Raw genomic sequence first — 14,385 nt, 5'->3', positions numbered from 1 at the left:
AAAAATATATTGTCCCTATAGATTTAAAATTAAGAATAATAAAATCTCTATGCAAATTTATATTCTTGTAAAGAATAAGAAATTGTAACTACTTATTGTTAGAGGATATATTGTTTTTGATAATGTAATTTTTATAAGAGATAGCAAAAGTTTGTGAGAAAAATTGAATAATTTAGTACAGTAATGATTTGATAAGTTGTTGTTTTATAATTTCAAGATTATCATAATTTTCATGTAAACGTAATTATAAATATGTAGTGATGATACTGAGGAAAATATAATTGAATATTAGCAAATTATTTAGGTTTTGAAAAATTGAATTATGAATAAAATAGAAGATGAAAGAATAAAAAAAGCATACGAAACTTTATTACATAATTACGCACATTCAGTACATCGTAAAAAGTTTAATATTATACATAGAGCTTTTAAATTTGCCAGTGAAGCTCATGAAGGTGTTAAGAGATATTCAGGAGAACCTTATATTTTGCATCCATTAGCTGTTGCTTTAATTGTAAGTAAAGAGTTAGAATTAGGTTCTACTTCTATTTCTGCTGCTTTATTACATGATGTCGTGGAAGATACAGATTATACTGTGGAAGATGTGAATTTTTTTTTTGGGGAAAAAATTGCTCAAATAGTAGAAGGATTAACTAAAATTTCTGGAGGGGATTTTTCTAATAAAATTTCTGTACAAGCAGAAAATATGCGAAGGTTATTATTGACCATGTCGAGTGATATTCGAGTGGTTCTCGTGAAAATTGCTGATAGACTTCACAATATGAGAACCTTAAGTTCACTTCCACTTGCTAAACAATATAAAATTGCAGGAGAAACTTTGTATTTGTATGCCCCTATGTCACATCGCCTTGGTTTGTTTTCGATTAAAACTGAATTAGAAGATTTGAGTTTTCAACATGAGTATCCAGAAGAATACAAACAAATAAAACAACAATTGATATCTACTTCTAAAAGTCGAGAGAGGATATATGAACAATTTGCAGCTCCGTTGAAAAAAGCACTTACACAATTAGGATATTATTATAAGATACAAGAGAGAACAAAGTCGGTTTATTCCATTTGGAATAAAATGCAAGTCAAAAAATTAGATTTCAGTGATATATACGATATTTTTGCTGTTAGAATTATTTTTGAACCAAAACCTGATCAAAGGGTAAAAAAACAATGTTGGGATATTTATTCTATAATAACTGATTTTTATCAATTACGCCCTGATAGACTTCGTGATTGGCTTAGTCATCCAAAAGCTAATGGTTATCAGTCGCTTCACTTAACAGTAATGGGGCCTGGAGGACAGTGGATGGAGGTACAAATTCGTAGTTTTCAAATGGATGAAATAGCAGAAAGGGGGGTTGCAGCTCATTGGAAATATAAAGAACAAAGAAGTGATACTGATGTTTCTAAACAAAATGAATTAGACCTTTGGTTGGAAAAAATACAGATAATTTTACAGTCTCCGACTCCAAATGCTATGGATTTTTTAGATACGATAAAATTAAATCTTTATAATGATGAAATATTTGTTTTTACACCAAAAGGAGAAATAAAAACCCTTCCACAGGGAGCTACAACTTTAGATTTTGCCTATGAAATACATTCAGATATAGGTCATCATTGTATTGGAGCTAAAGTTAATCATAAATTAGTACCTATCAGCTATAAATTACTTAGTGGTGACCAAGTTGAAATATTAACATCCGATTCACAACAGCCTAAAAAAGAATGGTTCAATTTTATTATAACAGCTACTGCCAAAACAAAAATAGAATCTTCTATAAAAAAGCAAAGAAAATTGCAGATTCAGGCAGGAGAAAAATTATTAATTAATTATTTTGAAACTCTTAATATTAAGATTACTATTCAAGTTTTGGATAAATTTTGCTCTTTTTATGGATATTCAAAAAAGGAACTTCTGTATTGTTCTTTAGCAGAAAAACAAATAAAATTACCAGAAAATCCACATTCAATATTGAAAAATAAGACTAATAATTTTTTTTTTCATTATGTAAAACAAGCTTTTAATATGATGTTACCTTTACAAGAAGCAAACAAGCCATTTGTAAATGTTTTACAGAATATAGACACAAAAAAAACTTATATATTAAATGAAGAGGAGTTTCAGCAAAACTTTATTATGAAGTCTTGTTGTAATCCTATACCTGGAGATGAAGTTATCGGTTTTATTAATGATGAAGGACGATTGGAGATACATAAAAGGTTATGTCAAGACATATTAGTATTCAAAGCACGTTTTGGCAACCGTATTATTTCTTGTAATTGGGCAGGGCACAAAATTTCTTCCTTTCCTGCTACAGTTGAGTTAAAAGGTATTGATAGAGTAGGAGTATTGAGCGACGTTATACAAGTTATTACCCATAATTTAGCTATAAATATAAATAAAATATCTTTTACTGCTAAAAATGGTATTTTTTTGGGAAAAATTGAAGTTTTTATTCATAATGTAGATGATATTCATATACTCTCTACCAAATTACAAAAAATAAAAGGAATGGAAAATGTTGATCGTATTGATAATTAAGTAAAAACGATACGATCAATAATGTTTGTTTCTGCTATTTTATTAAGCTCTATAACTTTTTTTTCTTGTTGCATTATTAGTTCATTTTTTAATACTGATGAATTTATTTTGACATAAAGAACACGATTTTTGATAAATACATTACATGTGTAGTAACTAATAATGGGATTCATACTATTCCAATAGTTTACTAAACGGGCTTCGGCTAATTTAGTTGTAAATTGGAGATTAGTTTTCAAAAAAAAATTTAGTACTTTTTTTATTAATTGGGGATTTGTTTGTTGCATAGAGTACATTTTTTACATAAAAATATATAAATATTCAAATTATCAAAGAGAACAATAACTTATTTTTTATTTCTGTTTTCAGAAACATATTTATTGATTTAAATTATGGATAATCAATTGATACAATTTTTACAATATTTGAAATATGAAAAAAGATATTCTATTTGCACATTAGAAGCATATGAGAATGATTTATTGCAGTTTAGACGATTTTTTTTAGATGAAAAAGTATTTAATCTACAAACTATTGATACATGTATTGTTCGCCGATGGATTGTTTTTTTAATGAAAGAAAAATATTCTCCTTGCTCTATTAATAGAAAATTGAGTTCGTTAAAATCATTTTTTAAGTATCTGTATCAAAAAAAACAGATAGAAATTAATCCTATCAAGACTATTATAAGAGTAAAAACTAACAAAATGCTTCCTCATTTTGTTAGAGACAAAGAAATGAATAATTTGTTGTCAAATTTATCGAAAGAAAGGAGTTTTGAAGGTAGAAGAGATAAGACAATTTTGGAAGTTTTTTATACAACAGGTATTCGTTGTACGGAGTTAGCAGGATTAAAAGATGAAGATATTGATTTTGGATCAAATTTGATAAAAGTAACTGGGAAGCAAAATAAGCAGCGATTAATTCCATTTTCAAAAATATTAAAAGAGGTTTTAAAATCTTATCAAACTGTTAGAGATAGGATAATTAAAAATCTAGAGAACCCAGCATTTTTTGTGCAAAAAAATGGTCGTCCATTGAATCGTACTATCATATATTATATCGTTAAAAAAAGGTTACTTAATGTTCCAAATTTATCTAAAAGAAGTCCTCATATATTGAGACATACGTTTGCGACAAGTATGTTAAACAATGGAGCTGACTTGAATACAATTAAGGAATTATTAGGACACTCCAGTCTTGCTTCTACTGAGATTTACACTCATATAGCTTTTGATGAACTAAAAAAGATATATTGTCAAGCTCATCCAAGAGCTTAGAAATATAAGAAAGTTTTTATAAAATTTACTCTTGATTATGCTTTATACAAAAAATACGATATTTTGAGAAAATCATGATGACAATTGTGTAGTATAAAATACTAAATAGTACATTCTTAAGTATCATTTCTATAATGAGATTTTTTTTTACAAAAAAGAGTTTCTTTGACGTATAGCTTCGAATGTAATGATTGCAGTGGCAACTGAAGTATTCAATGAATCTGTACCCCCTTGCATCGGTATTTTAATTCGTTGATGAGCATTATTTAACCAAAAATCAGTAAGACCAGTAGCTTCTGACCCTATTACAATTGCTGAAGAAGAAGTAAAATTTGTGTTGTAGTGCCATTTGAAAGCAGTAAGTTCGGCAGCAAGTATTTGAATAGATTTATTCTTCAGATAAGTAAATGCTTCTTCATTTGTAGTAACAGCAATTGGAGTAGTAAATAAGCATCCTATGCTTGAACGAATAACATTCGGATTATAAATATCAATAGAAGGATTACAAATTATCGTTGCATCAATTTTTGCAGCTTTAGCTGTTCGGAGAATAGCTCCAAGGTTACCTGGTTTTTCTATTGACTCTAATACTATAATAAAAGGATTGTTTGATAAATTCAAGTCTGTTAGTAAATGAAGTTTAGGTTTAGCTAATGCTAATATTCCTTGAAAATTTTCTCGACAAGCAATTTTGTTAAAAACAGCTCTATTGACTTTATAAACTATACTTGAAGGAATGATATTAATTATTTTGGAATAATTAGATTTTTCAAATAATTCGAAGCAAATATATACTGTATCTAGTACATATTTGCCGGATAAAGCCAGACTAAGTTCACGAGCACCTTCAACAATGAAAAGTTTCTGTAGCCTCCGTTCGTATGCTTTTATTCTCAATTTTCGAATATTCTTAATGATAGGATTTTGCGTACTTATGATAATTTTTGATGTTTTGTTGTTTGTAAATTTCATAATAAATTATATGATGTTATAAAAGCATTGACATAGCCGCCGTAACATTGTAATTTGTATTACAATATTGTGATTATATCAATGAGAAAAATATTTAAAATGAAGACAGTTTCTTCTCGATCGATATTTCGTGTACTTTGTATATATTCCATGTCAAATTTATATACCTTACACCATATACTTTGTAATAAACATGATTTTTTGTTGCCTTATAAAACTGTAAAAACAGACATAAGTATTTTCGGATAAACCAAAAGAAAATAACTCTTCAAGTTGATTTTTCAGTATTCACATTTGTTGTGTTTTCTAGTAAGTATTTTTAGTCAAAAAAACAAAATTACTCGTTTTCTTTTTGTTTTTCCTATTTTAGGATATATTCTTTGAGAATATACTATATTAGAGATACTGTATTAGTACACAAACATGAACTGAGAAATTGTACTCATTTACTAAAATGAGTTAATTTGTCTCTCTTTACTTTTTGAAGACCTAATAGAGTATAAAGAACTCTCATTCTCTGATAAACACAATAATCAATTAAAGTTAATTGTTAATTGATTATGTTAAAACTTTACAATAATTGCTTTTTTCAGCTCATCAACACTAAAAAAGTATGAAGTTTTCTTCCTAAATTAGAACTGAATTAGGAAATGCCTTTATGTATTAATTCAGCTAAAGCAATAAAATAAAAATTTTCCAGATTAATTAATTGTATACTTGTAAATAATGCTTATGTTTATATGACCCTATACACCATATATTCTATAATATCATATATTTCATTATATTGGGTTAATGAATCTTAAAATGTAAGTACTATCGCAAGTAGTAGCATTCATCATGGTATAAAAAAGTTTTACTTTATTACTAATGATTTAGTTTTTTATTTATTCCTATTTTATTCGTTTAAGTACTACGGCTGTTCTTGCCGGTAAGTATAGTCTTAACCATTCTTTCTTTTCTTTTTTATAGAATTCATCATAAGTAGTAAAATATTCAATTGTATCATCTATCAAACCGAATCCTCCAAATATGAGAGAATCAGTATTAAGGATTATTTTGTATTTATATGGTACTACCAAAAAACCATAATCTGTAAACGATTGAACAGGATTGAAATTAAATACAAAAACCATGTCATTACGAGAGAAGGCTAATATTTGATCATACTCATTATCCCATATTTTTTGAAGTGGAATTGCTTGAAAGTTTTCTATATTGCTAATCAGAAGAATCATAGCTCTATCAAAATTTCCTAGATATTTATATTTCAAATTGTTATCGTCAGCTAAATGCCATTGTCTGCGTGCATATTTGTATGACCAACCATTTCCTTGACGAGGAAAATCTATCCACTCAGGATGTCCAAATTCATTTCCCATGAAATTCAAATAACCACCGCATATGGTAGATGCCGTAATTAATCGGATCATTTTATGAAGGGACATCCCTCTATTTATCACTAAAGAATCCACTTTATATATTTTACTCATTCCAGTATACATTTCTGCATCTATCAATCGAAAAATTATTGTTTTGTCTCCTACTAATGCTTGATCATGGCTTTCTGCATAACTGATAGTTTTTTCATCTATTCGACGATTAGTTAATTCCAACCATATGTCCAAAGGATGCCAATCTTGGTCTTTCTTCTCTTTGATTAACTTAATCCAATAATCTGAAATATTCATTGCCAAGCGATAGTCAAATCCGTATCCTCCATGATTTACTTTAACGGATAACCCGGGCATTCCGCTCATTTCTTCAGCAATAGTAATGGCATGTTTATTGACTTCATGTATTAAACGATTGGCAAGTGTGAGGTAACAAATAGCATCTTCATCTTGATTATGATTATAATAATCATCATAGCTAGTAATTGTTTCTCCTAACCCATGATTTTTATATAGCATAGAAGTTACTCCATCAAAACGAAATCCATCAAAATGATATTCTTCTAACCAAAACTTGCAATTGGATAATAGAAAGTGCAAAACTTCATTTCTTCTATAATTAAAACAAAGAGAATCCCAAATAGGATGTTTTCTTCTTTCTCCCTGATGAAAATATTGATTGTAAGAGCCATCAAATCTCCCTAATCCTTCCATCTCGTTTTTTGTCGAATGAGAATGAACAATGTCCATGATTACAGCTATATTCATAGAATGAGCTGTATCAATTAGTCTTTTTAAATCATCTGGAGTACCAAAACGCGAAGAAGTAGCAAAAAAATTTGACACATGGTATCCAAATGAAGCATAAAAAGGGTGTTCTTGTATTGCCATAATTTGGATAGTATTGTATCCATTTGTTTTGACTCGAGGAAGGACATTTTTTATAAATTCTTTATAAGTTCCGACTTTTTCATTCTCAGTTGCCATACCGATATGACACTCATAAATTAACAAAGGAGTGGTTTTTAGTTGGAAAAATTTATTTTTGAACTGATAGGGATTATTAGGTTCCCATATTTGGGCATTAAAAATATTGTTTTTTTTGTCTTGAATGACAAGTTTTGTCCAAGCTGGAATACGTTCACCTACTTCATTTTTCCAATATAATTTTAGTTTATAAAGGTCTTTATGTTGGAGCTTATTTTTTGGCAAGTGAAGTTCCCATATTCCGTTTTCTAATCTTTTAAGTTGATATTTTTCTTTTTCTTTCCAATCATTGAAATTACCTATTAAGTAAATTTTTGTAGCATTTGGAGCCCATTCTCTAAATACCCAACCTGAGGATGTATGATGTAATCCAAAATATAGATACCCTGATGCAAAGTCACTAAGAGTCATTCTATAGTTATTTGTCAGTTCCTTTTCTCTTCGAAGGAAATACTCATAACGACCTTCTATCACTTTTTTATAGGGTCTAAGCCAAGCATCGTTTTTAATAACTTTAAGAAGTTCCATAAACTTAATATTACAAGTAGATTCAATCTATATACATAAATATAATATTTTCGTATGGCTTTTTAAATAAAGAGAAATATTCGCTTTGTTTTTATAAAAAATGAGTTGTAAATTTGAAAATCAGGGTTTTATATATTAATTGGCTATGTATCAATATAATAATATTGCTAAGTTATGACTAATTCTGCTTTATTTGTAGTTGTTTTGTTGACAGCTATTTTTATGGTAGTAACAGCTTTGTTCCTTGCATGGTTGCTATCTCCAAAATCTATCAATTCAGCAAAGGGAGAATCATATGAATGTGGGGTTCCTACAAGAGGAAGTTCATGGTCTCAATTTAATGTAGGTTATTACCTTTTTGCAATTTTATATTTAGTGTTTGATGTGGAAACCGTATTATTGTTCCCTTGGGCAAGTGTCTTAAGAGATTTAGGAATAAGAGGTTTATTTTGTATGGCATTCTTTTTTATCGTTTTAGTATTTGGCTTGGTTTATTCCTGGAAGAAAGGAGCTTTGCAATGGAAGTAAAAGATATTTATATCCGAAATATGAAAACTGGAGATTTTGAGGATAATGAATACCTTGAAAAGTACCTAAAAGAATTACAGGAGAATGGTGTTAATGTTGTTATAACTAAATTAATAAACTTAATAAACTGGGGGCGTTCCAATTCGGTATGGCCGCTGACTTTTGCAACAAGTTGTTGTGGTATAGAGTTTATGTGTTTAGGCTCTGCTCGTTATGATTTTGCTCGTTTTGGTTGGGAGATTACACGTAATAGTCCGCGTCAAGCAGATGTGATTTTTTGTTGTGGTACTATTGTTTATAAAATGGCTCCTGTATTGAGGCGTTTATACGATCAAATGGCTGAACCTAAATATGTTATGGCTTTTGGTAGTTGTGCAATTGGTGGTGGTCCATTTAAAAATTCTTATCATACGGTTATGGGAATAGATAAAATTATTCCTGTAGATGTATATATTCCTGGTTGTCCTCCTTGTCCCAATGCTATGATTTATGGTATGATGCAATTGGCACGTAAAATTAAAGTACAGATTTTTTTTAAACTGCCAAAACAACCTCATCCAGAACTAAACAGTGTCTTGAAGGGAGGTAAACAGTGAAAATTATTGATGAATTATTGCTGAGGCTTCCTGTTACTATAGAAAAAATGGTTGGTAAAACTTATACTGTCTCAACGTTAAAAGAAAAACTTAGACAAACAGCTCTTTCATTAAAGTATAATGATAAATTATCATTTAATTTTTTAATGGATATTATTGGAATAGATTATTTGGATAGTTTGGGAGTTATTTATTATTTATCTTCTACTCAATTTCCTACTTATATAGTTGTATTAAAAACTTATACGAGTAATAGAGAAAATCCACAAATTGATTCTATTTGCGACTTGTGGCAATCAGCGGGATTGTATGAGAGAGAAATTTATGATTTTTTAGGTATCCGATTTGTAAATAATATGGATATGCGTCGTTTATTTTTGCGTCAGGACTGGAAAGGTTATCCTTTGCGGAAAGATTATGATGCTAGTTTAGAGATAAATTCCATTCCTCTTTTTAATGAGAAGCTGGATATTATGGAAAAGGTAGGAGAAAATAGTAGTGTTTTTGAAAAGGGAGACTATGTGGTAAATTTTGGACCTCAACATCCGGCTACACATGGGGTACTTCATCTTCGTATTGCGTTGGATGGTGAAATTATTAAAAAAGTAGATCCAAACTTTGGTTATATCCATCGTGGCATTGAAAAAATTTGTGAATCTTATACTTATTCTCAAATGTTGCATTTGACAGAACGTTTGGATTACCTTTCCGGGACTATCAATCGTCATGGGATGTGTTTGGTTGTGGAAAGAGGGTTAGAATTGGAAATCCCTGAACGAGCGCATTACATTCGAACTATTATTGATGAATTGACTCGTATTGCTTCTCATTTATTAGGATGGGGGTGTATGGCAATGGATATGGGGTCAATTACAGCTTTTGTCTACGGGATGCGAGACAGAGAAAAGATTATGGATATTTTTGAAGAAACCTGCGGTGGTCGTTTAATGGCTAATTATAGTATAATTGGTGGTGTAGTGAATGATATTCACCCAAATTTTCAACGTAAGGTTAAGGAATTTATTCTTTATATGCGCAAAATGTTGAAGGAACATCACCTTTTATTTACAGATAATCCAATAGTAAGGGGACGTATGCAGGATGTAGGTTATTTGAGTAAAGAACAGGCTATTTCATTGGGAGCAACCGGTCCCACAGGACGAGCTTCTGGTTGGAGTAATGATATTCGTAATATAGAACCGTATGCAGCTTATAAATGTATTGAATTTAAAGAAATACTTCGTACGGATGGATTAACTTTTGATCGTTATATTATTCGTTTGGACGAAATAGAAGAATCATTAAAAATTATAGAGCAATTGATAGATAGTATGCCAGGCGGTGCTTATGCTGTAAAAACAAAATCTATTGTTAAGCTTCCTGAAGGAGAATTTCATCAGAGAGTAGAAGGATCAAGAGGTGAATTTGACATATTTATTCATAGTAAAGGGGGGAAGTATCCTTATCGTGTTAAGTTCCGTTCTCCTTGTATGACTTTAGTAAATACTTTAAAAATCATTGCTGTAGGTACAAAAGTGGCAGATTTAGTTATGCTTGGTGGTTCTTTAGATTATGTTGTTCCCTGTATTGATCGGTAAGAGGATGATTATTTGGTGGTAAAAAAAATAGTAAGACAGTGTTTCAATCATAGAATTCATTATGATGAATAGAAACTGAATCAGAAACTAAATACATGTATTTAGTTTCTGATTTTAAGAATTGATATTATGCTATTATTCTTATACTTACATATCACAAATAGTATGAATAAAGTATTAATTTAATTGATATTTTTGCTGAATGATGTGTATCCTGATAGATTTCAGTTCTTATATTAGTGATTGATTGAGAGAAAAGAAATTGTGAAAAAATGCCGTTAGTTAATGCCAATCTTCGTTGTGTTTAAGATGAAAAATGAGGACATGTTAATAGAATTAAACAAATGAAGTAGATGTACAAAAATGATTACAGTGAGATATTGGAGGAGCGTAGTATTTACTATTGATAATAATAACACTTTATAGATGAAACTACTTAGTAAAATTTATGAAAAAGTTTTTATCAATTTTATTGCTGTTATTTGTTATGAATATGTCTTAATGCAAAGAGTTATAGCATATCTATCTTAATTATAACAAAATAAATGGATATTCTTGATAATTCGATAGATAATTTGTATTTATAAAAATCTGTATTTGAATTGTTGAACTTATTTGATAAGTTTAGTTCTGTTATAGAATTCATTCACAAAAAAGAAAGTATAAATGAGTAATATAAAAGTTTGTTTTGGAAAATTTTCGGATTTTTTTGAGATAATACAAATTGTTTTTGTAGATATAGTTAAGGTAGTAGAATTAGTATTTAAAACAAATACGACAATAATAATGGAATATAAGTGTATAAGATAATAAGAGATTGTATTATAATAGTGCCGAAAACGGAGGTAATTGTTACACTAAATAGTAAAAATAAATCTCAACTGCATATTGAAAAGTTAAAAAATGGGGAAGATATAATTAAATAATTTGTTTTTTATTTATTAATATATGTAGTTATAAATGGTTGTTTTTTGTTTTAATTGATAAGAAATATCAGGAAGTGTTGTAATATTTTTTTTAAAAGCTATGTATAAAGTGTACTTAATCTAAACAAATTACAGATAGTTGATATAATATTATGTCTAGAACAAAATCCCTAGTAAAGGATAGTTTTATCTATGGAGGGAGTACTATAGCATCAAAAATGATGAGTTGGTTACTTACTGTTCTTTTTACTTATACCCTTACCAAGAACGACTTTGGTATGATGACTAATCTTTATGCATATGCTGCGTTAATTATTGTTATTCTTACGTTTGGAATGGAGACTGGTTTTTTTCGTTTTGCTAACCAAACTGATAAGTATTTACTTGTTACGGTTTATTCTACTACTCTTATTGTTGTTAGTTCTACTGTATTAATATTTTTAATTTGCTTTTTAAGTTTTCTTTCTTTTTTGAAAATTTATTTATGGAATAGTGAAATACCGGATATATATATCCGTATGGTTATTATTATATTAAGTATGGATGCTTTTAGTGCAATTCCGTTCGCTTATTTACGATATAAAAAAAAAGCCTTAAAATTCGGAATATTAAAGGTATTAAACGTTGTACTTTATACGGCTTTTTGTATTTTATTTCTTTTAATTTGTCCAAGGATAAATAAATACAATCCTTCCTTAATTACATGGTTTTGGAAAGATGAGTTTAGATTAGGGTATGTTTTTGTTGCTAACTTATTGGCAACATCTATTGAGTTACTTTGTCTTTTATCAGAATTAATTGGATTTAAATATAAATTTGATTCAAACTTAGCAAAAGAGATGTTTCGTTATTGTTTCCCTTTGATGATTATGGGAATCACTGGAGTAAGTAGTAATGTAGTGGATAAATTGATATTTCCAGTATTTTATACTGGTGATTGGCCAATGTTTGATGAATTAGGTGTTTATAGTGCTTGTTTTAAGATAGCACTTATAATGATGATGTTTACTCAAGCGTTTCGATATGCATATGAACCCTTTTTTTTTGAAAAAAGTAGGGGAAAAGATGCTAAAGAGTTGTATGCTGGTGTAATGAAATATTTTATCATTTTAGGGTTACTAGTTTTTTTAGGAGTTGTGTTTTATCTTGATATAATTAAATATCTGATTGCCCCTGAATATTTTAGAGCTTTAAAAATTGTTCCTATTGTTTTATTGAGTGAATTATTTTTTGCTATTTATTTTAATCTTTCTGTGTGGTATAAATTAGTGGATAAGACATATTGGGGGGCTATTTTTTCTACTACTGCTTTTGTATTACTTGTTGTTATTAATATTCTTTTTATTCCTAGATATAGCTATCGAGCCTGTGCATGGGCAGGATTTATAGGAGATGGATTTATTATGTTTGTTTCGTATTTTATTGGACAAAAATACTATCCTATTCGATATGATTTTAAATCTATAGGACTTTACACTTGTCTTGCAGTAATTTTGTATACTGTTTCATGTTTTACTCCGATATGTAATGGGTGCTTTCATCTTGTATTTAATACAGTTTTGATAATTATTTATTTGATTGTTGTGATAAAAAGAGATTTATCTTTAAAAGATATACGTTTTGTCAAACATTTTATTTAACACTTGATATAAATTTCTCTCTAACTTTCGTTTGCACAATCTAAAAAATAATATACCTTTATGAGGTACTCTATGTAAGATTCATTAGCTCAGTAGGTAGAGCACATCCCTTTTAAGGATGGGGTCCTGGGTTCGAGCCCCAGATGGATCACAAGAAATTGAATTTTCTATTATTAATTAATGAGATTTTTTTTCACTAATTAATTAATAAATGGAGATTGTTTTTTTGCTCTTTTAAAAGGTGGATAACTAATTTCTTTTCTATGTATTTTGTGATTGTTTATTTTCTAGCTTCTATCAATCCAATTTAGAGTCTGTTTCTTGAAATTGTTAATAGAACTCCTTTATAAATTTAATGCATTAATTTATAAAGGAGTTCTATTAACAATTTATTTTGATTTATAGAAGATTTTTTTACAGCTTTTACTTTAGCATCATATTCTCGTATTAACGATATATTATTCATTATTTTAGTTGATGTGTAATGTTTCATTGCTTGCATATAATCAGTTATTTGAAAGTCCCATTTAAATCCTAAAATTTGCATAATGTGTTCTTTTGATTGGTCTTTTTCGTATTGACAAATCATCAAATTAGCAAAAAACCCGAATAATACAGTTAAAGTGAGTATTAGGGGATTTCTTTTTGGATTTTGCTCGAAGTAAAAAGCGATACGATTAGCTTTTAATATATTTTTTGTAGCAATAGCTTTTTGTAATTCAAAAATATTAAAATCTTTGCTGATTCCAATGTTTTTTTCTATTATTTCGGCTGTAATTTTTTTTTGATTAAGGGGGAGAATAATGGACAGTTTATCTAATTCTTTTACTATTTTACTTAAATAATTGCCTAAGCAATCCGCAAGAAATTTTGCCATTTGAAAATCAATTTCAATTTTTTCCTTTTTCAAATAATTAATAATGAAATCAGGAATTTTATCTTCGTATATTTTTTTTGATTCAAAAACAATACCTACTTTGTCTATTTCATCTACAAGTTTCTTTTTCCCATTTAGTTTCCCATACTTGTAGTTGATGACAAGTATTGTAGAATAGAGTGGATTTTTAACATAATAGAGCAAGTCGTTTATGTTTTTCAACATTTGTGCTTCTTTTATAATTACTAATTGGTGTTTTGCCATTATAGGATACCTTTGACAAATATTAATAATACTTGCAACGTCTGTTTCCATTCCATAAACAATGGTTTGATTAAAATCTTTTTCTGTTTTTTCTAAAACTGATTGTATCAATAAATTAGTTAATAAATCTATATAATAACTTTCTTCTCCTTGAAAAAGATATATAGGCACAAACTGTTTCGTTCGTATAGTATTTTCTATCGTTTTGAAATTCATATTTTTTGACATTATTGTA

10 protein-coding genes and 1 tRNA gene are annotated in these 14,385 nt (G+C 28.7%); 7 read left to right on the top strand and 4 right to left on the bottom strand.

Going from position 1 to position 14,385, the window contains the following annotated elements:
• Positions 1-322: 322 nt before the first annotated feature.
• Positions 323-2,560: a RelA/SpoT family protein gene (locus tag ACZ5QM_RS00895; protein WP_464183002.1), complete on the top strand. Its 2,238-nt coding sequence runs from the start codon at positions 323-325 to the stop codon at positions 2,558-2,560.
• On the opposite strand, the gene ACZ5QM_RS00890 is transcribed toward ACZ5QM_RS00895, so the two are convergent.
• Positions 2,557-2,847 (bottom strand): DciA family protein, encoded by a 291-nt coding sequence (locus tag ACZ5QM_RS00890; protein ID WP_464183000.1) that lies wholly within the window; start codon positions 2,845-2,847, stop codon positions 2,557-2,559. The genes ACZ5QM_RS00895 and ACZ5QM_RS00890 overlap by 4 nt on opposite strands.
• A gap of 105 nt (positions 2,848-2,952) precedes the next feature.
• Here ACZ5QM_RS00890 and ACZ5QM_RS00885 point away from each other — a divergent pair, with 105 nt between their 5' ends.
• Positions 2,953-3,840, top strand: a complete 888-nt coding sequence (locus ACZ5QM_RS00885) for a tyrosine-type recombinase/integrase (protein WP_464182997.1) — start codon at positions 2,953-2,955, stop codon at positions 3,838-3,840.
• A 147-nt stretch (positions 3,841-3,987) separates the two neighbouring features.
• On the opposite strand, the gene ACZ5QM_RS00880 is transcribed toward ACZ5QM_RS00885, so the two are convergent.
• Together ACZ5QM_RS00880 and ACZ5QM_RS00875 are read right to left on the bottom strand one after the other, a co-directional pair.
• Positions 3,988-4,812, bottom strand: a complete 825-nt coding sequence (locus ACZ5QM_RS00880; protein WP_464182996.1) for a TrmH family RNA methyltransferase — start codon at positions 4,810-4,812, stop codon at positions 3,988-3,990.
• A gap of 893 nt (positions 4,813-5,705) precedes the next feature.
• Complete coding sequence (locus ACZ5QM_RS00875) at positions 5,706-7,721, bottom strand: alpha amylase C-terminal domain-containing protein (RefSeq protein WP_464182994.1); 2,016 nt, start codon at positions 7,719-7,721, stop codon at positions 5,706-5,708.
• A gap of 174 nt (positions 7,722-7,895) precedes the next feature.
• Between ACZ5QM_RS00875 and ACZ5QM_RS00870 the strand changes: the two genes are divergently transcribed.
• The 5 genes from ACZ5QM_RS00870 (at position 7,896) to ACZ5QM_RS00850 (ending at position 13,160) form a co-directional block, all read left to right on the top strand.
• Complete coding sequence (locus ACZ5QM_RS00870) at positions 7,896-8,249, top strand: NADH-quinone oxidoreductase subunit A (protein WP_464182992.1); 354 nt, start codon at positions 7,896-7,898, stop codon at positions 8,247-8,249.
• Positions 8,240-8,845: an NADH-quinone oxidoreductase subunit B gene (locus tag ACZ5QM_RS00865; protein ID WP_464182991.1), complete on the top strand. Its 606-nt coding sequence runs from the start codon at positions 8,240-8,242 to the stop codon at positions 8,843-8,845. The genes ACZ5QM_RS00870 and ACZ5QM_RS00865 overlap by 10 nt, the downstream gene beginning before the upstream one ends.
• Positions 8,842-10,443: an NADH-quinone oxidoreductase subunit D gene (locus ACZ5QM_RS00860; RefSeq protein ID WP_464182989.1), complete on the top strand. Its 1,602-nt coding sequence runs from the start codon at positions 8,842-8,844 to the stop codon at positions 10,441-10,443. Before ACZ5QM_RS00865 ends, ACZ5QM_RS00860 begins: the two co-directional genes overlap by 4 nt.
• 1,078 nt (positions 10,444-11,521) lie before the next feature.
• Entirely contained in the window at positions 11,522-13,009 is a 1,488-nt protein-coding gene (locus ACZ5QM_RS00855) for a lipopolysaccharide biosynthesis protein (protein ID WP_464182988.1), read from the top strand.
• A 78-nt stretch (positions 13,010-13,087) separates the two neighbouring features.
• Positions 13,088-13,160, top strand: a tRNA-Lys gene (locus tag ACZ5QM_RS00850).
• Positions 13,161-13,361: 201 nt separating this feature from the next.
• Here ACZ5QM_RS00850 and holA read toward each other — a convergent pair.
• A complete protein-coding gene (gene holA, locus ACZ5QM_RS00845; protein ID WP_464203023.1) occupies positions 13,362-14,378 on the bottom strand; it encodes a DNA polymerase III subunit delta in 1,017 nt (338 codons plus the stop codon).
• Between the last annotated feature and the right edge of the window lie 7 nt (positions 14,379-14,385).

The organism is Azobacteroides sp. (SeqCode) (genome assembly GCF_055395615.1).
Note: the sequence above shows the minus strand (reverse complement) of the source record. Positions and strands in the feature narration are given on the sequence as shown.

Coding starts and splice junctions, on each gene's coding strand:
- ACZ5QM_RS00890 (WP_464183000.1), bottom strand. CDS start 2,847: ATGCAACAAACAAATCCCCAATTAATAAAAAAAGTACTAAATTTTTTT.
- ACZ5QM_RS00880 (WP_464182996.1), bottom strand. CDS start 4,812: ATGAAATTTACAAACAACAAAACATCAAAAATTATCATAAGTACGCAA.
- ACZ5QM_RS00865 (WP_464182991.1), top strand. CDS start 8,240: ATGGAAGTAAAAGATATTTATATCCGAAATATGAAAACTGGAGATTTT.
- ACZ5QM_RS00885 (WP_464182997.1), top strand. CDS start 2,953: ATGGATAATCAATTGATACAATTTTTACAATATTTGAAATATGAAAAA.
- ACZ5QM_RS00895 (WP_464183002.1), top strand. CDS start 323: ATGAATAAAATAGAAGATGAAAGAATAAAAAAAGCATACGAAACTTTA.
- ACZ5QM_RS00875 (WP_464182994.1), bottom strand. CDS start 7,721: ATGGAACTTCTTAAAGTTATTAAAAACGATGCTTGGCTTAGACCCTAT.
- holA (WP_464203023.1), bottom strand. CDS start 14,378: ATGTCAAAAAATATGAATTTCAAAACGATAGAAAATACTATACGAACG.
- ACZ5QM_RS00870 (WP_464182992.1), top strand. CDS start 7,896: ATGACTAATTCTGCTTTATTTGTAGTTGTTTTGTTGACAGCTATTTTT.
- ACZ5QM_RS00855 (WP_464182988.1), top strand. CDS start 11,522: ATGTCTAGAACAAAATCCCTAGTAAAGGATAGTTTTATCTATGGAGGG.